19 protein-coding genes are annotated in these 21339 nt (G+C 63.5%); 8 read left to right on the top strand and 11 right to left on the bottom strand.

Annotated elements, in window-relative coordinates; translation table 11 throughout:
- Window positions 1–75: 75 nt before the first annotated feature.
- The 6 genes from NQK81_RS05775 to NQK81_RS05800 form a co-directional block, all read right to left on the bottom strand.
- Window positions 76–2031, bottom strand: a complete 1956-nt coding sequence (locus tag NQK81_RS05775) for a recombinase family protein (protein WP_257487366.1) — start codon at window positions 2029–2031, stop codon at window positions 76–78.
- Between the two features lie 150 nt (window positions 2032–2181).
- Window positions 2182–4311 carry an FtsK/SpoIIIE domain-containing protein gene (locus NQK81_RS05780; RefSeq protein WP_257487367.1) on the bottom strand — a complete coding sequence of 710 codons (2130 nt, stop codon included), beginning with the start codon at window positions 4309–4311 and terminating at the stop codon, window positions 2182–2184.
- Window positions 4304–5005, bottom strand: coding sequence for a hypothetical protein (locus NQK81_RS05785; protein ID WP_257487368.1), 702 nt, complete (start codon window positions 5003–5005; stop codon window positions 4304–4306). The genes NQK81_RS05780 and NQK81_RS05785 overlap by 8 nt, the downstream gene beginning before the upstream one ends.
- On the bottom strand, window positions 5002–5331 hold the full coding sequence (locus NQK81_RS05790) for a hypothetical protein (protein ID WP_257487369.1): 330 nt from the start codon (window positions 5329–5331) through the stop codon (window positions 5002–5004). The genes NQK81_RS05785 and NQK81_RS05790 overlap by 4 nt, the downstream gene beginning before the upstream one ends.
- On the bottom strand, window positions 5328–5663 hold the full coding sequence (locus NQK81_RS05795) for a WhiB family transcriptional regulator (RefSeq protein WP_257487370.1): 336 nt from the start codon (window positions 5661–5663) through the stop codon (window positions 5328–5330). The genes NQK81_RS05790 and NQK81_RS05795 overlap by 4 nt, the downstream gene beginning before the upstream one ends.
- Window positions 5639–5851, bottom strand: a complete 213-nt coding sequence (locus NQK81_RS05800) for a helix-turn-helix domain-containing protein (RefSeq protein ID WP_306856032.1) — start codon at window positions 5849–5851, stop codon at window positions 5639–5641. Before NQK81_RS05800 ends, NQK81_RS05795 begins: the two co-directional genes overlap by 25 nt.
- 156 nt (window positions 5852–6007) lie before the next feature.
- On the opposite strand from NQK81_RS05800, the gene NQK81_RS05805 reads away from it, so the two are divergent.
- The 3 genes from NQK81_RS05805 (at window position 6008) to NQK81_RS05815 (ending at window position 8436) form a co-directional block, all read left to right on the top strand.
- On the top strand, window positions 6008–6388 hold the full coding sequence (locus NQK81_RS05805) for a helix-turn-helix domain-containing protein (protein WP_257487372.1): 381 nt from the start codon (window positions 6008–6010) through the stop codon (window positions 6386–6388).
- A gap of 144 nt (window positions 6389–6532) precedes the next feature.
- The gene (locus tag NQK81_RS05810) at window positions 6533–8089 is read left to right on the top strand and encodes a transcriptional regulator (protein WP_257487373.1); all 1557 of its coding nucleotides are present in this window, start codon (window positions 6533–6535) and stop codon (window positions 8087–8089) included.
- Entirely contained in the window at window positions 8086–8436 is a 351-nt protein-coding gene (locus NQK81_RS05815; RefSeq protein ID WP_257487374.1) for a signal peptidase I, read from the top strand. The genes NQK81_RS05810 and NQK81_RS05815 overlap by 4 nt, the downstream gene beginning before the upstream one ends.
- On the opposite strand, the gene NQK81_RS05820 is transcribed toward NQK81_RS05815, so the two are convergent.
- Complete coding sequence (locus NQK81_RS05820; RefSeq protein ID WP_257487375.1) at window positions 8425–9897, bottom strand: helix-turn-helix domain-containing protein; 1473 nt, start codon at window positions 9895–9897, stop codon at window positions 8425–8427. The genes NQK81_RS05815 and NQK81_RS05820 overlap by 12 nt on opposite strands.
- A gap of 189 nt (window positions 9898–10086) precedes the next feature.
- On the bottom strand, window positions 10087–10371 hold the full coding sequence (locus tag NQK81_RS05825; RefSeq protein WP_257487376.1) for a hypothetical protein: 285 nt from the start codon (window positions 10369–10371) through the stop codon (window positions 10087–10089).
- A gap of 443 nt (window positions 10372–10814) precedes the next feature.
- Here NQK81_RS05825 and NQK81_RS05830 point away from each other — a divergent pair, with 443 nt between their 5' ends.
- Window positions 10815–11084 (top strand): MarR family transcriptional regulator, encoded by a 270-nt coding sequence (locus NQK81_RS05830; protein ID WP_257489702.1) that lies wholly within the window; start codon window positions 10815–10817, stop codon window positions 11082–11084.
- A 197-nt stretch (window positions 11085–11281) separates the two neighbouring features.
- Window positions 11282–12196 (top strand): helix-turn-helix domain-containing protein, encoded by a 915-nt coding sequence (locus NQK81_RS05835; protein ID WP_257487377.1) that lies wholly within the window; start codon window positions 11282–11284, stop codon window positions 12194–12196.
- Here NQK81_RS05835 and NQK81_RS05840 read toward each other — a convergent pair.
- Window positions 12182–12730 (bottom strand): NUDIX hydrolase, encoded by a 549-nt coding sequence (locus NQK81_RS05840; protein WP_257487378.1) that lies wholly within the window; start codon window positions 12728–12730, stop codon window positions 12182–12184. The genes NQK81_RS05835 and NQK81_RS05840 overlap by 15 nt on opposite strands.
- Before the next feature lie 284 nt (window positions 12731–13014).
- On the opposite strand from NQK81_RS05840, the gene NQK81_RS45340 reads away from it, so the two are divergent.
- The 3 genes from NQK81_RS45340 to tcmP all read left to right on the top strand — a co-directional run bounded on the left by NQK81_RS45340 (window position 13015) and on the right by tcmP (window position 15762).
- A complete protein-coding gene (locus NQK81_RS45340) occupies window positions 13015–13647 on the top strand; it encodes a YaaC family protein (protein WP_371878852.1) in 633 nt (210 codons plus the stop codon).
- A gap of 254 nt (window positions 13648–13901) precedes the next feature.
- On the top strand, window positions 13902–14078 hold the full coding sequence (locus tag NQK81_RS45345) for a YaaC family protein (protein WP_371878886.1): 177 nt from the start codon (window positions 13902–13904) through the stop codon (window positions 14076–14078).
- A gap of 562 nt (window positions 14079–14640) precedes the next feature.
- Window positions 14641–15762 (top strand): three-Cys-motif partner protein TcmP, encoded by a 1122-nt coding sequence (gene tcmP / locus NQK81_RS05845; protein WP_257487379.1) that lies wholly within the window; start codon window positions 14641–14643, stop codon window positions 15760–15762.
- A 104-nt stretch (window positions 15763–15866) separates the two neighbouring features.
- Here tcmP and NQK81_RS05850 read toward each other — a convergent pair whose 3' ends face one another.
- Window positions 15867–16631: a DUF5131 family protein gene (locus NQK81_RS05850; RefSeq protein WP_257487380.1), complete on the bottom strand. Its 765-nt coding sequence runs from the start codon at window positions 16629–16631 to the stop codon at window positions 15867–15869.
- A gap of 736 nt (window positions 16632–17367) precedes the next feature.
- On the bottom strand, window positions 17368–20817 hold the full coding sequence (locus NQK81_RS05855) for an NB-ARC domain-containing protein (protein WP_257487381.1): 3450 nt from the start codon (window positions 20815–20817) through the stop codon (window positions 17368–17370).
- Window positions 20818–21339: the final 522 nt, after the last annotated feature.

Consider the following 21339-nt stretch of genomic DNA (forward strand, 5'->3'; position numbering starts at 1 on the left):
GATGGAGTCGCGGATGCCGACGATGCGCTTAGAATGTTCACCAGTGGGTCGATCAGGGAACGACGCCTGGCGTGACTATTCACGCTGCCGCACACTGCTGCGGACAGTCCGATCATCGACGCGGCGGTACAGCTTAGGACTGTTGCCGACCGAAGGTGCACGACGCTTTCGCCGACACCACGGCCACTCGAGGACGGCTAGAATCAAGGTACTGCGTGCCTTCTGATACGGTTCACGGATGATCTCCCGTATCACGGTAGATTTCCTGCGCGGAGGGGTAGTCGTCCCCCCTCGGACACACACGTTATCCACACGTGGAGAGGCGGTCACTACGACCGCCTCTTTTTTGTTGTCGTAGAGCACTTGCAGCCCGAGATCCCGGTAGACCTGCGTGATGCGGTCCGGGTTTCGCGAGTTCAGTGCTCGCTCGACATCACCCAGCGAGTCCAGCATGGCGTACACCTCCGCCGCGTCGATCGTGGCGGACTCAGGCAGGTTCTCCAGCTCCTCTCGTGCCGCCTGGCGCTCCGCCTGAGCAAGGTTCATCGCATCCACGAGCGCCGCCGGATCCACGCCAGCCTCGATCGCCGCCTGATGCCGCCGCAACCGCGCCTCTGCGTCCTTCAACCGCTTCTCAACGGTCTCGCGTCCCGTTCCCGACCCACCCGGCTGGGCTCCGACCATCGCGGCCACGGTCTCATCGCGGTTGTCCGGGTCGAAGACCTGGCACAGCCAGGCATTGAGCGGTGGGATCACGACGTCCTCGCGAAGGTTCACCGTCTTCGGATGATCGGCCAGCACCGGCGACCCCGGCGCCATCGTCCGCGCGATGCACCGGTAGTAGATGCCCTTCCGAATCACCGCACCCTGCATCCTCCGAGCGCAGATGTCACAGCGCACTAGCCCTTTCAGCAGGTACGTGTGCTTGGCAGCGGGCCGCTCGCGCTCCAGCTTCGCGATACCGCGCAGGCCACCAGCAGCCCGCGACCGGCGCATGAGCTGGGCCTGTGTGAAGTCCTCCACCGAAACGATCTTCGGATGCGCCGGCTGCCGTGAGCGCACGATGCGGTCAGGTGCCGCACGCCGGAACCGGACCACATGCCCGGCACCGACGTCGTCGGGATTCAGGAGCGTCTCGTGCTTCGCCCACCGGCCGAAGATGGCGTACCCGGTGTAGCGCGGATTCTCCAGAATCGATCGCGTCGTGCTGCCCTGCCATCCGTCGGCGAGCCGATGCCGGTTCTGCTCCGGCCGCCGAGCGGAAGGGCACGGGATCCCATCGAGATTGAGCCCGTTGGCGATCGCTCGATCACCCTTCCCGTCGAGGTACTCGGCGAAGATCCGCCGCACGACCTCGGCAGCAGGCTCGTCGATCGCGAGCACTCGCAGCCGGAAACCCTCCGCAGCCTTCCTGGGGTTCGGATGAGGTCCGCCGTCTGCGACCACGTAGCCGTACGGCGCGCGGCCGCCCTGGTGCCTTCCCTCGTTGAGGACCTGCGCGTCCATCGCTGCCCTCACCCGAGCCTGAACGTGCTGCCGCTCCGACTCGCTCATGCCTCCGAGCACGCTCATCAGCATCTTGTGTGACGGGTTCCGCGGATCAAACCGCCCGCCGAGCTCCGGCACCCACAGCTCCACCCCATAGGCGGCGAACCGCGGGGCGATCAGCGAGAACTGGTTGCCGAACCAACAACGGGTGCCCTCGCCGACGACCAGGGCGTTCCACGTCCGACGCGGATTCTTCAGCTCGGCGAGCAACCGGGATGCCTCGGTCCTGCGCTCCCACGGCACTGAGCGCGACTGCCCGATGTCGAAGTACTCCGCCACGATCCGGCCGCCGAGCGGCTCGACGAACTTGCGCGCGTTCCCGAACTGCCAGCCTCGCGAGGTCTCCGGATCCTGGTTGTCCTCGGTCGAGCACCGGCCGTAGACCGCAAGCTCTCCGATTCCTTCTTCTACCGGGTCCGCGGCTTGGAGCCCCAGAATGGCGTCCAGCGTTGACCACGGGTCATTACTGATTTCAGCCGTCACTGCTTACCCCCTCCGCCGGTCCGTCCAGGACAGGCACCTCGGTCAGCTCGATCAGGATGGCGAGCAATCCGCGTGCGACCGCAGGCGACACAGCAGGCAATCCAGCAGGTAGGATAACTTGAACGCCCCGATTCTTCGAATACTCGGCGCTCATGCCTGATCACCGAGCTCTTCCGACGCGTCACCGCTGACCATGCGGGCTACAGCACTCTTGATTTCAGCTGTTAGATACCCGCGAACCTGCCGTGTCTCGCCGCTTTCAGTCGTGATCCGATCCCGCGTCGGCCGGCATCCCACCTCGCTCATCTGCTGCGCGAGCGTCATCCGGTCGATCTTCAGCGCGTCCAAAAGCTCCGCAGTCGGCACGAACTCGCGCCCCTCCGGACCAAGGTCATCGCCGAAGTAGTCGACGATCGACGCGAACGGTTCAGGTAACTCGCCAACCGCGTCACTGCCGCCACCTGCATCGATTTCCTTGACCACCACAGCGTGGTCGAGCACTGGCGTCAGGTCCTGGCCTGCCGCGTGCCCGGTCAACGTCCCGGCCGCTTCCCGCAGCGCCCGGCCCTGCTCGCAGATCGTCCGCCAGTCCTCGTTCGGCATGTAATAGGTCCGGACGGTCATCGCGAGCACATCGGCTCCGGCTGCGGTGTCGCCGTCCGGGCGCAGGATGCCCACGCCCTTGTGCGACGGCAGCAGACGAGACGAATCGAACCCGCGCGTGTTCATCTGCTCGCCGAGCACGATGTTCGAGTCGCGCCAGTCCATCACTCGGAGCGCGAACCGCGAGCCGAGCACCGCACGTAAGCCGGACGGAATCGTCTTCGAGTCCGGCCGCTGCGTCGCCAGTACAAGCACGATCCCGGCAGCTGGCCCCTTCTTCGCCAACCACGTCAGCAACTCGCCGACGTACTCGCCCGCCGTCAGCCTCTTCCCCTGCACCTCAATAGATGTGCGGTCCTCAAGCGGGACTTGGACCTCATCGATGAAGATCGCCGTAATCGGCATGTTCAGCGCCTTGTCGCGAGACATCTCCGGCGTGACCTTCGACTCCGGGCACGTCAGATCATCGAGATCCCGCATCCGCCGAAACCTCGATTGAACCTCCGCGACCAGCTCGGCGAGCCAGCCGATGAGGGCCAGGACATGCTCGGATTCGTCGCCCGCCATGAACCGATGCGCGACCTTGCCGGCCGAGTCCCAGTCCTTGCCCGCCTTGAAGTCCGCGACGTACAGCCGCACCCACGCGTCCAGGATGAGTCCAGAGGCAGCGAGCCTGGCAGCGAACGTCTTGCCTTGCCGAGGAATCGCGCCCACGAGCAACGACGTCCACACCAGAGGGAGGTCGATCCGCCGATCCCGCGCGTCTCGACCGAAAGGAACCGGACGCCACGCATCCCACTGAACCGCCCCGAGTAGCGGCGTCCGTAGCGGTGGCGACGCGTACGGGTCTTCGTCGGCAACCCACATCGAGACCCGGCCAGCGTGACCGCCGTTGCCTCGGACGCGTTCCACGATGAGCTGCACCTCATCGACCGCCAAGGCTGACGCGAGCGCGTCCCGGTTCTTCACGACATCCGCGGCCTTGCGGGTGGCGGGAAGGTCGACTGTGACGGCCCAGCCATCACCGACCCGAGTTGCCCGCTCGACCAACCTCAGCGACTCGTCCTTGCCGATGAGCTTCGCATCCCGAAACGCGTCCACCAGCACCTGCGGGTCCATCGTCCATGTCAGCGTGCGCGGACCTGCGAGCGCAGGTTTCCGTCCCGGCCTTCCGTCTTTGCGTCGACCAAGAATCGCCAAGGCGACCGATGCGCCAGCGCCCGCGATCCATAATGGACCGGCGCCGTGCAGGAGATCCACCATCGCGATCACCAGAGCAACGACGGCGAGCACCAATCCCGTGACTTTCCAGCGGAACAGCGTGAGCCCGCGAATCTCCGTGAACTTCTCGGCCAGCTTCTCGGACTCCTCTGCCGCAGCTCGATAGTCACGCACCGTCACCCAGCCACGCCACCACCGCGTACCGACCACTCCCCCACGGACAACCGCCCCGAGGAAGCGCACCGGCGACATAACCAGCCAGACAACCGCGTCCTTCGCGGCCTGAACCGCTTGCGGTTTGCTCTTGAGCCACAACGGCACGCGTTGCGAGTGCAGCCACCACGTCACCAGCCGGTTGCGACGTGTGCGCCGACGTGGCTGCGGCAACGTGTCATCGATCAGCTCGCCATCCAGCACTGGATCGGCCTTCACTGGCAGTGCGTCCGACTCAGTCATCGGCCACCTCCGCGCGCAACGCACGCGCCAACCGCGGCGACAGCCCGCGCGAACATCCGGTCGCCTGCCGAATCCACGCCGGCGTGACGTCGACATCGGGTTTCCAGCGTCGCCGAGCGTCGGCCAGGTAGTCGGCGAACAGCTTCCGGCGCCCGGCGTTCATGGAATCGCCCTGAACACCTCGCCGTTCACCGGCAGCCACGATGGCAGCATCGGTCAGCTTGTCGCGCAGATCAGTGATCGCCTCGACCGCGGCGAAGACGACCAGCGGAGGCACTGAGTGCAGGACGATCGCCGCTGGATCTCCCTTCGCATAGGACGTCCACGTGTTCATGACGTAGGTAGCGGCGAGCGTGAACCACTTCGCCCGCCGAACCCATCCCCCGGTGCGAACCTGGTACCGGGCAGTCACCTGCTCCGCGCGAAGGATCGCTAGCAGTACGAGGGACACCGTCGGATCCAGGACCCACGCAGCCAGCCACGGCAGCGACCACGGCTGGGTCCCTGTCGATGCGAAGGTCTGGACGTTCGTCATCGTGAACGCCAGTCCGAGGACAACCCCGGTCCAGCACATCCAGTCGACCTGCCGACGTACCCGTTCGATCCGGAGCGCAACGACGTCCGGATCGGTCTCGTACGCCCGAACCTCTGCAGCTTCGGCCGCATCCTGGGCTAGCCGTTGCGCCCGCGTCATCGGCGACCACCCCGCTTCGAGGTGTCGACGGTCGTCACGGTCATAGCACGAGTCAGCGCATGAGACGCGAACAGCGCGGGCAGCCCGAGTACCGCGAGGCGCAGCCAGGAGCTGCTCGGATGTGAGATGACGACCCACTGAACAGCCACGATCAACCCGGCATTGAAAACCACGCGGCCGGCCAAGGAGACCAGACGTGCTCCACTGCGCGTCTTCTCCACCGCGGCCTTCGCCCGGCGAGCGCCGGCCCTCCAAACCCAGAGCAGCACGACGAGCGCGCCGAGTCCGGCGAGTATCTGCGTTGGCGTCAAGCTGAGGCCGCTCATCGCGCACCTCGCTCGATCCGTTCACCGCGTCGAAGCCAGTGCGGATGAAGCTCCCGACGATCGTCGTCGGTCATCCCGCCCCAGACACCGGCCGTGTCCGTCCCGGCAGTACGCAGCTCCAGTTCCAGACACTCGTCCCGGACCGAACATCCTCCGCACAGTCGGTCGGCGAGCTGCTGATCGGTCTGCGCCGGCGGCGGTTCGCTCTCCGCCGAAGGCCACATGCAGACCCCTTCGCTGGTGACGATGGCGGTCAGGACGTCCGAGGGGATCCACCGCAGGCGGTCCAGCCGCCACGCGATCCCGATCAGCCGGAGGTCATCGGCGTGCATGCCGCACCTCCGCCCTGCTTCGTGGTGCCGAGCAGCCGAGCGAGTTCGGTCGACGACACCCGCAGACCGGACCGCGAGCGAGTCGCCCGCAGCTGTCCAGTACGGATCGCCCGACTCACAGCCGAGCGCGGAACACCCAGAATCCAGGCGGCCTGCTGAATGGTGTGGAAAGTCATTTGCGAGTTCATAAGAAAGACCAATCTGATGATTTCAAGACTATGTTGTTGATTTCAGCGCTTCGAATGGCGCGTTCATCCGACGCGCCGCCGCTAATGCGCTAGGCGACGCGATAAAAGCTCGATGAGCCGCTAATCTCAGCGCTGAGGCGGAGCGCGGAGGGATACGTGTCGGAAGACTGGGCGGCAGTCGCGAAGGCGATCAGCATGCGCGTCAACGAACTCGGCTGGCGGCAACGCGAGCTGGCCGAGCGGTCGCATGTGTCGCAGGCGATCGTGCGGGAGTTGCAGCACCACACCGTGGAGCGTCGACGGAGCGCCCGCACGCTCGAAGCACTGTCGACGACATTGGGCTGGCACCCGCAGCATCTGTTGGCAGTTCTGCAAAATCGCACTCCGCCGCACCCGGACGAGCCAACCGACGATGGGCACGATCTCTGGCCCCGACTGGACGCGCTCGAACAGCGGCTGGCTGAGCTCACCGAGCGCCTCGAAGACGTTCAGTCGAATCTCGCGATTGTGGTCGAGCATGTCCGCTCGAAGCGTTGAGGGTGGGCGATTCGGGCTGGTGATCCAGGTGATTTCCATACCTAGAATTCAAGGCCGAATCGGCGCACGATCCCATGCACAACCAGTGCGGAGGCACTGCACAACCACTGCATATCCGCAGCACATCGACTTTTCGGCGCGCCGATGAGCCGGACCAACGAATGGACCGGTCGATCAGCGTCGGCACTTCAAGCCGCACTGAGATTAAGCAATGAGCGGTTCGCCGAGAAGCTGGGCGTCGGCGCTCGCACCGTGGCGTCATGGCGCAAGAAGCCGGACCTGGTCCAGCAGTCCGAGATGCAACAGGTGCTCGACACCGCGTTTGAGCAAGCGTCGGAAGCGGAGCGTGCGCGCTTCGCCGAACTGGTCGGCGAAGCACCCGCCGCTCAGGCGGTATCGAGCATCGCTGAGGACGAGCGGCTTACGACTGATCCGCACATCGAGGCAGCTCTCGAATGGCTCGACCGCTCAGCCCGCTGGACTCCCGGCGCAGCTCGCCGCGCGGTCGCTGCGCGCGTCGCCGACGTGAGCGTCCAAGACCTCCACAACCGCGGAACCCGGCGTAGTTGGGTGAGCCAGCGCGAGGTCGTCGACGCGCTCCGCCAGTATTACGGGCATCAAATCGAGAATCACGGCCTGTACAGCGGACGGATCGGCGCTGACACCGTGAACACCAGCGTCCTGACCTGCTTCGATTGGCTGGATGTGGCCTGCGAGCTGCGGCCAGATCAAGAGCGGTTCACGGCGACGAATACCCGGTCGGACGCGAGCCTCGTGCTTGATGAACGCGCGGCAAGTCTCGCCGTTCAGCGCCTGGCCGAGACGCTGGCCATGAACACCCGGCTCGTGAACAGTCCGATCTACCGCCTGCTCGACACGGACATCCGCAAACACCAGCTCGGCGGCTCGTTTGGAATTACTTACTTCGCGCATTACGCGCTGACGATGGACCTGCTCGAAGGCGAACTCATGGATGCCATCGCGGCCGGCTCACCGTCCATGCCACTTCGCGACCGACACCTACCTGACCTTCGATCAGTGCTCGACGTCGCCAACCGGCTCTGCGCGGGAGGCGTACTCGCACTCACCGCCATCGCCCGGCCGGCTGATCCGTACCGGGGCGACGCGGACTACCTGCTGCTCGTGCAGGAACGTTCAGGCCACGTTCTGAACGCCGCGCGACGGCTCGCCGTGATCCCGAAGGGCTTTCACCAGCCACTGACCGACGTCCGCCGGGACGCTCAGGTGGGCGCGACGCTCCGGCGAGAGTTGGAAGAGGAGCTTTTCGGACGCCCGGACATCGACAACACGCTCGGCGAGATGCTGACAGCAGACCCCATGCACCCGGCACGCCACTCCGAACCGATGCGCTGGCTGACCGAGCAACCAGGACGGCTACGGATGGAGTCGACAGGTTTCGGTCTGAACCTGGTCAGCGGAAACTACGAGTTCGCCAGCCTGATCGTCATCGACAACGAAGAATTTTGGCAACGCTACGGCGGCATGGTTGAAGCGAACTGGGAATCAGCGACACTTCGCCAGTATTCAACGACCGACTCAGATCTCGTCACCGAGCTACTGAGTGATGTAGCGTGGAGCAACGAAGGACTCTTCGCGATGATGCAGGGATTACGGCGCCTGGCGGAAATCGGAGGAGAACGCGTGAAGTTACCGCCGATCGAATGGGAGCTCAGCAAGTGAGCGACGGCTGGACCGCCGGAAATGCCAACGAAGACGCAGCTGACACCCGCGGCTGGTTGGTCGGGCACTTCATCGACCCGTCCCAGGGCGTACGTTCGTCGAAAGACGTAGAAGTCAAGTGGGCCAACCATCCCGCAGGCGACAAGCGCCCAGAGTGGACGTCCGATGACCAACGGACCACACTCGTGCTGCTCATCTCCGGCGAGTTTCGCGTCGACGTCACAGGCGGCGGCAAGACCATGACCAGGCAAGGCGACTACGTCATGTGGGGGCCAGGAGTCGACCATTCATGGGAAGCAATTGCGGACTCGGTTGTCATGACTGTGCGCTGGCCTTCAGCAACATAGTCCAATACTCGGAACTGCCAGCCGATCACCGCCAATTTCGGTGAGCCGACGCAACCCCTGGAGCAGCGAGAACAAACCTTCGTTGCTCCACGATTCGTCGGCAATCAGTCCGCCGAGCAAATCGCCATCGAGCGTCGAATACGAGCGCAACTCAGCCGACTCCCAATTTGCCTCGACCTCACCGCCGAAGCGGGACCAGAACTCTTCGTCGTCGATGACGACCAAGCTGGCGAACTCGTAGTTCCCACTAACGAGGTTGAGACCGAACCCAGTGCACTCCATCCGTAGCCGTCCCGGTTGCTCGGTCAGCCACCTCATCGGCGCGGACAGCCTGTGTGGGTGCATCGGATCAGCTGCTCGCTGGCTGCCCGCGGTGTTGTCGACGTCGACCCGTCCGAACAGCTCGTTCTCCAGCGCACGCCGCAGGGTCGCTCCGATCCGAGCATCCGCGCGTTGCTCCGTCGATGGCCGGTGGAACGCCTTCGGGATCACGGCCAAGCTGCCGGCTGCGTTCAGCACGTTCCTGGACCGCTCCTGGATGAGCAGCAGGTAGTCGCGACCACCGCGATACGGGTCCGCAGGCCGAGCGATCGCAGTCAAGGCGAGCACGCCGCCCGCGCACAACCGGTCGGCCAGGTCGAGCACCGTCGCGACGTCCGGCAAATACTTGTCCCGCAGGGGCGCGTGACCAGGACGCAGTCCTCTACCTGCCGCCAGCATCTCGGACAACTCGCGCTCAAGCAGATCCAAGGTCAAGGCGTACTCGACGAAGGGCACGACGTCCAAGCTGCCCGATAGAGCGCCACCGCCCACATCGAGCTCCATCAGACGGTAGATCGGCACGTCAGCCAGCCGAACGCCGCCTTCAGCCACTTCCGCGAGCCTTCCAACGGCCGCTTTCTCGTTGATGCCGCAAGAGTGGCCCTCGAGGCCAGGCCGCAGAAGCAGCTGGTCGTTCTCCGGCGTCAGCTGGCAGCTCAGGTCCAGCCACTCTGACCGACTCAGAATGCTGGTCCGGACGTCTTGCTTCCCATAACGCGCCTGGTAGAGCGTGTAGTCGACAGGCGGCTCCCCGTAGTAGCTGGCCAACGCGTCGGCAGCCTGGCTCCGATCGACCCGCGGTCCGCGACGCCCGTCTGGCGACACACGTGCCCCCACCCGTTCGCGCGTAGTGCCAGGGTTCCAACCCACACGACGATCCAGCCAGCTGAACGCAGGTTCAAGCTCATGCGGCAGATCAGCCGCCGGCGAGCCGTCGATCAGCACGCGCAACTCTTCTTGGGAGCGTCCCAACACTCTCGCCAACTTCGGCCGTTGGAACGGCAGGGGCGCGAAGTCGCCTGCCTCCCAGCGAATGACCGTCCGGCGATCGACGTCCATGATCTCGGCGAGCTTCTCCTGACTCAGCCCCACAGTCTTACGAGCTGAAACCAGCCCTTCGCGTCGTCGGACGCCGATCATCGATCACCTCGCACTACTTGACTTGCACCTGAGCATATCAGCTATATATGCAGGTGAAGGCAATACATGTCACTAGCCTGTCACCAAACTCTGACACTTCCGCCCTGGCCTCTCGGCGTTGATCAATCTTTGATGATTTCAACACATTGAGCAGACACAGGGGCGGATGAGATGAGCGATACGCGCAGGTCACGGCGATCCCGCCTCTACGTCAGTTGGTACCGCTGTGCAGGTGACAGCCTCGATCACGCCGTCACCGATGAGGCGTTCGCCCAAGGGCTTGATCTCCAAGAGGGCCGTTACCAGGCGGTCTGCGGTCATGTTGTACTCATCGGCTCGTGCCTCGTACCGCCTGGACCTCCATGCGTCGCGTGCGTGGCGCTGCTCCGGATCCTCAATCGCCCCGCCGCTTCCACGGCTGAGCCCGGACGACACCGGAAGGCTCACCGCTGGTGCCGCCTCTTCGGCCGCCATCAGACTCCGGCCGTCCCGCAGTCGCGCCCACGTCAACGCGCGCGTGCTACCCCCGAGCGGGACGGCCGGACCACCACATCGACGAACGTAGGACAGCATCGCGCCCTCCGTTCACCAGGAACGACGAGTCGCCTGGCGACGGACCAGCTGATCATCGCTCCACGGACCGGAACCGCGGTTGAGTCCCAGCAGGCCGCACGTCGCCTCCCTCAGGACTGCGGTGCACCGCACAGTCCGACCACGCACTGCGGCAAACCCTTAGGCGCCGACCCACTTGAGCTGCAGAAAAGCCCAGCCGGGTCGCCCCTAGCCCTTCATCTCCGACGACCCGGCTCTCATGAGCTGACGAGTGGTGAGCAGTGATGCGGCCAACACGCCATGCGATTCCGTCCTCCCACCGCGACCTCGACCCGCTTCTCCTCTTGCCGGTCCGCCTGTTCGTGATGTGCCTTCTCGCGAACCTGCACTGGCACGAGACCGCGGTTCTGGCAAACACACTGCGAATCAAGCCGCACTCCGTCTCTCTCCATGCCGAGCTCCTCGCCGCGGCCGGCTATGTGTCTATCCGGGTCGCTGGTCGCCGTACCAAGATGCGTCTTACCCCGCTCGGGCTCGACCGACTGACCGGACACGTAACGGCCCTCCAGGAGGTCGCCGGCACAGCCGCGCTACTCGTCACCGCACGACACGGCGTTCCTCGTTCGCCGACGTGACGGCTGACCGTTATCTCTCGTTACCGCCCTTCCCGTGGCCGATTCACGGCAGATGTGACGACGCGAAGCAAGCCGACGCAGACGTCACACGCGCTGCTTCCGCAGGTAGGCCGCTATCTCGTGCCGTCACAGCGCCCGTGACGGCCCAAGCAGTCGTGGGACGGCCTGCCTCCCGCAACGACCTTAAGCAGGAGCCGGTGAAAGCGAAGAAGACACAGCAGCTGTCGACCGCAAAGCAGAGGGAGCTCGGCGTCGAGCTACGGCGGATCCGCATGCGCGCTGGCTACCTCGCAACTGACATGAGTCGCGTGCTCGGCTGGCCTGCCTCCACCATCTCGCGCCTGGAAAGTGGCCTCCGCAACTACCAAGCCGGCGACGTCGCCATCTACCTCGCCCGCGCGAAGGCAACCCCTCACGAACTCAACGACCTCGTGGCCCTAGACCGCCTCCCCGACAACGGCTACCAGGTCAGAAGCCACCCTGCAGGCTTCCCCGATGACCTTCCGCTCATCAAGGTGCTCGACAGCGGCAGCCAGTCCATCACGACCTACAACCCTGTCGAAATCCCAAGGCAACTCCAGATCGAGCCATACATCCGCGAAGCACTCGCCAGGAATGGGCATGCGGACGGTCCCGCTCTCGATACGGCAGTGCGTACGCGCCTCGCCAGCCAGGCAGCATCTCTCCGGACACCTGGGCCCTTCACCTTCTACCTGCACGAACCCACGCTGCTCGCACGCCATGAAGACCCCGTCGTCAAACACGAGCAGATACTGCACCTGCTGATCACATCGTCGCTACCTCATCACCACATCCACCTCGTACCCGACCACCTCGCTCTGGCCAGCCTCCAGACAGGTTTCACCCTGTATCGACACGATCAGCACCTTCCACTCGTTCATCACCAACAGCCCACAACCAGCCTGTTCCTCGAGAACGATGATGACGTTGACTTCTATGAAGGTCAGCTTGAACGCATCGCCCGCGAGGCCCTAACTTGCGAACAAACCCGCGGCTGGCTCATGAGTCACCTGGCCGAGCTGGAGTTGGAACTTGATCATCGGCACCGCCAGCTGAGCATCTCTCATCCAGATCGCCTACCTCAGTCGTGAACTGAGGTAATAGAGGAGGGGAACCAACGTGCCCGATCCGAGCAACTTCTGCTGCTGCACGAGTTGATTCACCTGCGACAACGGCACCCACTCCACTTGACCGACCTCTTCCGCGTCAGTGGGCTCGCCAATGTGCTCGGCCTTGCGCCAAAGGTACACATCCACCGGGGCCGTGACCTGGCCCGGCAATGGCTCGAAGCTCACCAGATGCTCCGCTTCACCGATCGGCTGCCAGCCGGACTCCTCAACAGCTTCCCGCACGGCCGTCCCGACAGAATCGTCGCCAGCCTCGACCATTCCACCCAGTAGTTCGTAGCCCCATTGCTTCGTCGCGAACCTGTAGCGCCACAACATCAGGGCCTCGTCCTGGTCGTTCACGATCAACGCGATAGCTATCCGAGCGAGATGCACCACGTGGTGATCCCAACGTTCACCGTTCGGCGCCTCGACGTCGGTCAATCCGACCTGGCCCCACCGGTTGTCGTAGACCAGCCTCTCACCGAACGTCTTCCACGACCCACGATCGTCAGTCATGCCGGGAGCTTAATCTGGGTGGCGGCTCAACTATCCACTGAAGCACAACTACCGGCACCCCCATGAAAGAACCCGGAAATCTAACTCTTCCGTGTCCTATGAACGGCTGATATCAAGAATGTATTGCCAATTTGGAACGCCGCATCGAGTACTGTAGCGTGGGTCGCAATGCAACCGCGCGGTTTCGTTCTCTGGTGACGCCACATCCCAGTGCCGGCCAGCGTTCGTTCCGCCCTGCTCCAGCCAAGCGATCTAAATCGGTTTGCCTACTATGCAAAGATTCGGTGCTGACGCGGTTGACAGGCTGGCGGGACATCCGAGCTCTCCGTGCAGCTCCACCTGGTGAAGCTGCACGTGACTCCGAGCGCAAGAAGACTTTTGTAGCGGCACTGCGGCAGGCTGAAGAGCTCGCCGAGGCTGCGTCGAGCGCCAGTTACGCTACCAAAGCTCTGCCGCTCTTCTACTCATTGAGCCAAGCGGGTCGTGCAATCGCCGCAGCGCACCTATCTGATCCTTGGCGGCTCCGCTGGCATGGACTGAGCGTCCGGGAAGACGCCGAACAGATTCTCGACACGATCGTGAGCCCTGCATCCCGTGCGCAGGATTCGTACCAGGGAACCGCTACAGCGATTGGGTCTCCCGGCCTCAGCGGCCCCACATCGCTCGGCGCACTCTGGACAGCGAACCCTGACCTCCTCGAAGTCTCTCCTCCAGCCACAGCAGGGCAATGGCCGCCTGCAATCACAATCCCGCTGGGAACTCTGAAGCCTCCGCCAGGTTCGGATCCTGGATACGGAACGAGTGCAGTCTCCACGGACGGGACGGTTCCACTGCGGTCGACATCCAGGCAACCACCGGAGCCGAGATCACCACCGCCCTCTGTGGCTACCCGTCGCTTCGAGAGGCATTCGGTGTAAAGCAAGGACTGACGGGAGGGGAAGAAGCTGGGCCCAGCGACGTCGTTGTGCGCAGTGACGACCGCTTCGGCAGATCACTTGCAACGATCGGCCTGCCTTGTCCTAGCACGACGACCATGACGGAGATATGGGACCGGCAACGCGCGTTTGCATCCATCGTCGAGACCGATCGTGCGCAACCGCGCACGGAACCCCCACAGCTTGTGGGCTTCGCCCTTCCGGAAATCGCTGGCGGTCCATCACCACATCCCCTCATGTTGTGGTGGGCTCTCCTCCTCGGGCTGTCAAGCCTCACACGGTACGAGCCAGCGGCCTGGTCTGCGGCGATAGACCTCGACGCCTCAGAGCTAGCCGTCCCACTCGAACAAGTGCTTGAAATCGCCGAAGATCGGCTCCCGACCCGAATACTCGAGAGCTTGAGGGGTTGCTGAACGCTGCCCGACGCAGCGAGCCATTACATCGACGGCGGCGGTCTGTGGTCATTCTTGGTTCGAAACTAGCTATCTGGGTGCACTGACGGGTAGTCGCCACCTCGACGATTAAGTCGAGTCTGAGGGGCTCGTGTAGGCCAGGCCATACCGGACACGGTCAACCCTGTAACCGACGTTGTGCCCGAAACGACCTACACAAGGTGATCGATATTACTGAAGGTGACCACGTGTGGGATCGGAGTGGAGCAGGGTTCCCCGTCCGGCCCGGCTTCGCTACTTCAGTGATCGAGTTGGGCGGCGTCTCCAAGCCCAACCGCGTCCTGTGCGCATGCATAGCGACATCGGCGCGGCCGCTCAAGTTAGAGTCAAACAAGGCGGCCGCGCGACGGTTCGGACTGCGCACCCTGCCCGACAGGGCGACTTGAAGGCGTTATGACAGCTCTCGCGCCATTCAGCACCTCAACGCCACGCGCCCGTCTTGCCGTATCGCTCGTATCAACATCATATCGACCATTGACCAGCAGGTCTACGCCTGATTCAGTGTGAGGATGGAGGTGCGTGAATGAATTTCTTCAACGAACGAAAGGCTGCTGCTGTCTTCAAGCATGCGCTACTCGGGAGCTATCTAACCCCATTCGCTATGAAGACGGGTTCGGCCTCACCTAACAACGAAGTGGCCTTTATCGACGGATACGCAGGCGCAGGACGCTACGAGGACGGATCTGATGGCTCTCCTGCCCTAGTACTGTCAACCGCTCGAAGCCTTGCACCGCGCAGGAAGCTGAAAGCTTATTTCGTAGAAGCCGATCCCCAAACCCTCGCCAAGCTTAACTTACTCGTCAATGACCGAGGTACCGGCCTCGACGTAAGGACGTTTCATGGGGAAATTACTGACCATATATCACAGCTTTTAACACTGACGACAAATATTCCAACATTCACTTTTATGGATCCATTTGGGCTTGCCGTACCCTTTGAGACCATTGTCAGCCTCTTCAAAAGACAGATCGGTGGTCGAACTCCAATATCGGAAGCATTAATCAACTTTACCGCCGTTGGCCTTCGTCGAATCGCCGGACATTTAACCAGCGCTACACCTAGCGAGGCTACGCTCTGCAGGATGGACAATGTCTGCGGCGGAAATTGGTGGCGAGAGGCCTGGCTGAACAGCCTTCCAGACAGGGAGAAGGCAGAACTAGCCGTAGTCGAGGGCTACATGCATCGCTTATCCAAGGCCGCAGGATCAGGCGGCTGGACTACGGAGGTTCGAAATAAGCGCCACCATAAGCCAGTCTACTACCTCGTGTTCCTAAGTCGCCATTTCGATGGCCTAGCATTATACGGAGAATCTCAGTCGATCGCATTGGACAAGTGGCGGAAGCATCTTTATGAGGTCGACAACGACGGAACACTCTTTTCCTCGGAAGAGGATTTCAAAGCCGCAGAGGTCGAGCTGAAGGAGGCTTGGATTTCTGAGATTCAAGAAAATTTGCAAAGATTACTTCAGGAAAAGGGTGCATTTATTGTTGGAGAAAACTATGCAGACACCTTCGGCGAAGCGCTAGGAAAGGCGCGAACCTTGCACTTGCGTAAGGCTTGGAAGAATCTTCACGCCATAGGTTTGACTCAGACCAACTCTATGGGTGATATCTTAAACAAGAAAATTGAGCGCACGCGGAATTAACCTGCGGGGACGCGACTGTACAAAAAGTGACGGATCGAAGCGTGGCGCGAGGGCGACCGACAAAGCATGTACCGCGTGGCAGCATCGTTCGCCTAGCGGATCGCTCAGCTGATGTTTACGACGGCTTGCGCAGCTTGCACAGGCATGCCGTCGTGTGTGCGGCCGTCCAATTCTCGCCCTAAGGACTTGGGACGAATACCGCCCCACTGCTTATGGAAGAACGGAACGTCGGCATCTGCACACGCGTCCCGAATGCCACGAACCCACGCGGCGTCACACGCCCGCGCCCGTGGGCCGGATTCACCTCCCGTGATCACCCAGCCGACTCCCGACAGCGACAACCCATCTAGCGGGCCAAGCAGCGGCTCAGCTGATATAAACCTGACCGCAGCAGGGACCTCGCGCAAATGGTCAACGCGATAGAGCTGCGACTCGTCCTCGACCGACACGCCCATCCACAGGTTCGCGGGCCAGTCCAGGCGGTCCGCCAGCCGCCGCAACCTCAGCGACCGCTTCGTCAGCATCTGATACGTGTGCTGAGGGGTGTCCGCGATGACCGCGAGTACGTCCCGGATGAACCCGATCGACACCTTCGCGTGGAACAGATCCGACATGGAGTTGACGAAAACGAGCCGCGGCTGCCGCCATCGATACGGCAGCGCCAGCGCATCCTCATGCACGGTGACACCAAACCCAGGCCCCGATGTGCTCGGGTTACCGTCTGTTTGATACTTCGCCACTCCCATCGCCTTCAGCCGCTTGGCCAGAGTGAGGGCATAGCAGTTATCGCATCCGGCCGACACTCGATCGCAACCTGTCGTCGGGTTCCAGGTCGCCTCTGTCCACTCGATCGAACTGCCGTCAGCCATATCCGCCACTCCTCGTTCAGATCAGGCTCGAACACTAGAGGCCCGTGCACCACACCTACGGGGGTACCCCCGCTCACCCGTCTTCGACTTACCGCCTCCAACAGCGACAACTACCCCAAATTAGAACTAATGTTCGAGCAAAGCAAGCTCGATGTGACAACCTGCCTGTTCTCCGCCGCGCGTTCGAGAGCTGCAGGATCAGGCCAGCATCCGATGTCTCCTTGATCAACCGGACCTTCCCCTCGCACTCGACCCAGTAGCTGGGCAGTGGCTACACATCCGGCAGCCGGGGGATGTCCTGGGGCGCGCGCCACCAGTGCCGTCCGGCAGAGTCGCGGGTGTGCTGGTAGACGCCAAGTTCGGCGAGCAGATCGCCACGCCGGCCCCCTAGCTGAGTTCCTCGAGCTGCATATCATTAACGACGACCGGGACAGCGTAGAACCGAAGGAGATCGAGAAGATTCGGGGGAAGGTGAGCCTGTTCGCCGGGCATGCTGCGGCGGCGACCCCGTTGGCGGATGGTTCCGACTGTCACCAGCTACTAAATTTCATGTCGGCCAAAAGGCGTGTGGGTAGTGCGCAAGTCGCCCTCGGACGCCCTGGCGATTCCAAGGCGTAGGAGTACGCATCCCTGGGTGATCGGCTTTAGGCGTGATTGCCGTCGCTGGCCGGTTGGTGGTCTCTGTATGCCTTGAGCGTGTTCGCTTGGACAGACTTTACTGAGTCCGCTGATCAGCTCATCTGCGGCGCCCCGGATGGAAGCCGAACATGTATAGCCCCGCCGGGCCGCCGACGGCGAGACCGTGACCATCGGACGTCACGACACAGGTGTGAACAGCTTGGGACACTCTCATCATCGCGATCGGGCGGTATGTTGACGTGTCCCAGATCCGGGCGGTACCGTCCCAGCCCGCGGTGGCGAGCCACTCACCTGACGGTGCGATCACTATAGCCGAGACCGTTCTCCGGTGACCGGTGAGCACGGCCCGCTCCGTACCCGTACTGGTGTCCCAGATCCGGGCGGTGCCGTCCCAGCCAGCGGTGGCGAGCCACTCACCTGATGGGGCAACTGCCAAGGCCGAGACGATCCCCGAGTGGCCTGTTAGTTTGGCGCGCGCTTGCCCTGTTGCGACATCCCAGAGCTGCACCGTTCCGCTCTCATGGCCCGTGGTGAGCCAGCTCCCATCGGCCGCCACCGCCAAAGTGTGGAGGCCCCTCGACGTCTCGATGCGCCGAAGCTCCTCGAAGGTGATCGGGTCCCAGATGCGAATGATCCCGGCGGCGGATGCTGCGGCAAGCCAGTTTCCGCCTGGCGAGAACGCCATCGCAGATACACCGCCTGGGCAGTAGCCGAGCAAAGCGTGTTCCCGGCCGGTCTCGGTATCCCATAGCCGCACCCGCCCTCCGCTGATCGCCGTGGCAAGCCATGGCGTGCGCGTGATTGCCGCCATGATGGTTGCCGACTCCCTGATCCGCGTCTGTTCCTTTCCGGACTCACCATCCCAGATCCGGATTGCCCCTTCTCCGTCAGTGCCCGCCAGCCATGGCTGCCCAGACGCTAGCGCGGTCACACTAGCCATGTGGTGGCTGCGGACGTCGGATCGGCCTCGTTCCGAACTGGCGTCCCAGATTCGGATGAGCCCGTCTAAACCCGCAATAGCGAGAGAGGTCCCGTCCGGGGCGGCCGCGAGCGCGGTCACGCACCCGTTGTGACGGCTCGGTAGCCTAAGCCGCTCGCGTTGTGTGGCCACATCCCAAATTCGTACGGTTCCCTCGCCACCGGCGCTAGCCAGCCAGGTTCCGTCTGGCGCGGCTGCGAGAGCCTTCACTACGCCGGCGTGCCCGGTCAGCTGCGCTCGTTCCCGCATGGCGGGCATATCCCAGATTTGGACAACGCCGCGATCACCGGCTCCGGCGAGCCAACTTCCGTCCGGCGCGACGGCCAACGTCGTGAAATCCCAGGTCTCGCCCGGCGACGTGGTCCGCCTCTGCCAGGTCATCGTGTCCCACACCTGTACAGCGCGACACTGCGTGGCCGAAGCGAGCCAGGCTCCGTCCGGCGCGACGGCCAGCGCGTTCACTACGCCGGTGTGACCCGTTAGCCGTCGTAGTACTTTCCGCGTCCGCACGTCCCAGATGCGCACGACCCCATCGCGATCTGCACTGGCGAGCCATTCTCCGTTAGGTGCCACCACCATGGCAGTAACCTCGCTGCTGTGGCCTTCCAGGACGCCGCGTTCTCGCCGCGTGGCCACTTCCCAGATCCGGACGAGATCGTCGCTGCCTGCGCCTGCGAGCCAGGTTGCGTCCGGCGCCACAGCCAAGGCGTTCGTAGCCACAGTCGAGGTGTCGAGCCGGTTCAGTTCCTGTCCGGTCGTCACATCCCATAGCCGCACGGTTCCGTCCCACGTGGCGGCGGCAAGCCATGTACCGCCCGGCTCCATCACCAGCGCTTTCACTCCGGCATGACCGGAGAGGATGCGACGAAGCAGGGGATCGGGCAGGTCGGGCAAGGGCCAGCGGTTCGCCAACCGGGGGTGGCAAGCACCCTCGGCAAGCGCAGCGGCTTGGCCGCCCCAAAAGGGATCGTGCGCGACCCTGCTATACAGCACATCGAGTTGGGAGTGCGCGGGGGTCGTCGGAGCCAGCAGATGAGCGGTCTGGCCGAGCAACTGCTGCAAACGGCCGCACAACGGTGTCCCCACCCGTGCCAGATCGGCGTAAGGAGCGATCGGTCCTGCCTGGCGAAGTCGAGAAGCCACCCAACGGAGATCGCTCACCACGGCTTCGGCATCACTGTCCCGCTCCGCAGCGAGAAGGTGCTCGACCAGGTGGTCCGCCAAGTAGCGGGCTGACCCGTCCAATTCCCACCACGCGGTTCGTTCGGCGACCTCGCCAAAGCCGTCTGACGAAGGCAGGACTGGTGCCGTGGGCAATCCCCCGGCGACGGCTTCGACCAAGACCCGGTTCAGCTCGGTTGTTCCGGCTCCGACGTGGTCCTCGAGTTCCCTGCCCAGGAAATCCCGGACCACATCGTGAAGGGTCACCGTCTCGTCGCCGCTGGTCAGGAGCGCGAGGTCGTTGAGCCGCGCGCAAAGCGTGCGCGTCTCGGTCAAATCGAGCTTCCCGGTGACCTTCCACAATTGGCTGATCAAGGCGATAGGGATCGCCTCATCTTCGGCGAAGATCGCCAGCTCGCGGAACCGGGTTCGTTCTGCCGGCCGGAGCAACCCCCGGCTGGCTTCGATCGTGGCTGCGACCGCGTGCCGCCGCTGTTCGGGATCATCGACGTCGAGATGCTCGCGAGTCGCACCGCTCAGCTGGTCGATGTGCGCGGCGCCGCGCCGACGCAGGCGTCGCAGCAGTTCGCCAGCTACGGCGGCGATGTCCGGCGTCGTCTTGAGCTGGTCGGCGAGCACCTTGTTGATCAAGCGAAGCAGTAGCGGCCAGCACCCGGTCGCCTCAATCAACTCGTCTCGAAGTGCGGCCGGCATCGCGGGAAGCCCCGCGACCAGTAGTGCTTCGGCCTGCCCCGCGGTGACCTGATCGACCCGGACGCGGACAGCGTCGTCGACAAGGAACTCCGTGCGGGTGGTGATCAACCGCGCGCACTGGCCTGCCACCGGGAACGCCGCCACCTGCGCCGGATACCAAACGTCGTCAAGTATTACCAAGCGCGGCGGGCCGGCGGCTAGTACAGCCGCCAGGTGGTCACTTGCCTGCAGCTGGTCGGTGAACGTCACCGGCCGCTCGGGAGCCAGCTGCTTGAGTAGGTCGTTGACCTTTTCGACGATCGCTTCCCTGGAGCGCGCATCGCGGCCTAGTGTCACCCAGTAGACGCCGCCACGAAACTGCCGCAAAACTCTCGTGTTCGCCCGCACCAGCGTCGCAACGGTCGTCTTGCCGAATCCGCCCGCTCCGTGCACCGCAGTCGTGATCCCGACCGTTGCCCGCGGCAGCAACGCCGAGACGACTTGGTGCACCTCAGCTGGCCGATTCACCACCCAACTTTTCGGTCGCTGTGCGGCCGGCAAGAGCTCGGTCAGCCGACGGTCATAGCGCCGCGGTACCCACCATAGGAGCACCCCGGCGACAGCTGTGGCGAGAACCCCACCGGCCATCCACCAGAGCGGGTGGGTCTCGAATGGCTCGAACCATGGGCTGGTTCCCCCCGTGGCGACGTTCACCACGGCTGCTAGGGCCGTGGTCGCCACCGCGCCCACAAGGAATGTTGCTCCTATCCATATCGGCCACCATCGACCCCGCACGTGAACTGCCCCCTTCGATCGGGTCAACAGGCTACGTTTCGGGGAAAATGGGTGCGCGAACCGGCCCCAGTCACAGTGCATAATCGACACGCGTGCGTCCTTGACTCGGTAACCGCAGCGGCATGTCGCTGCGGATCTTCCGTGAAGCCACGTGAGCTGCGCACTGGTCATGCAGGTGCGGGCACGTACACCCACCTGTTCGCCAGGCGGCCGACAGCGGGTAAATTGCTGTTCGGCTGGAGCAGGCTGCGTCTGTCGCCGTTCATAGGTAGCTGGCGGCGAGAAGATCGAGGAACTTCGCCGCATCGATGGTTGTACCGATGTGCCAGCCCACGGTGGTGTCAGCCGCTCCGCGTACGAACTGCTTCGGCCGGGAACTAGCGAATAAGTCTCAAGGCGAAAGCCAGCAGCACGAATACGGCCCTGATGAACTGCTAAACG

Source organism: Amycolatopsis roodepoortensis (assembly GCF_024628825.1).
GTDB lineage: Bacteria > Actinomycetota > Actinomycetes > Mycobacteriales > Pseudonocardiaceae > Amycolatopsis > Amycolatopsis roodepoortensis.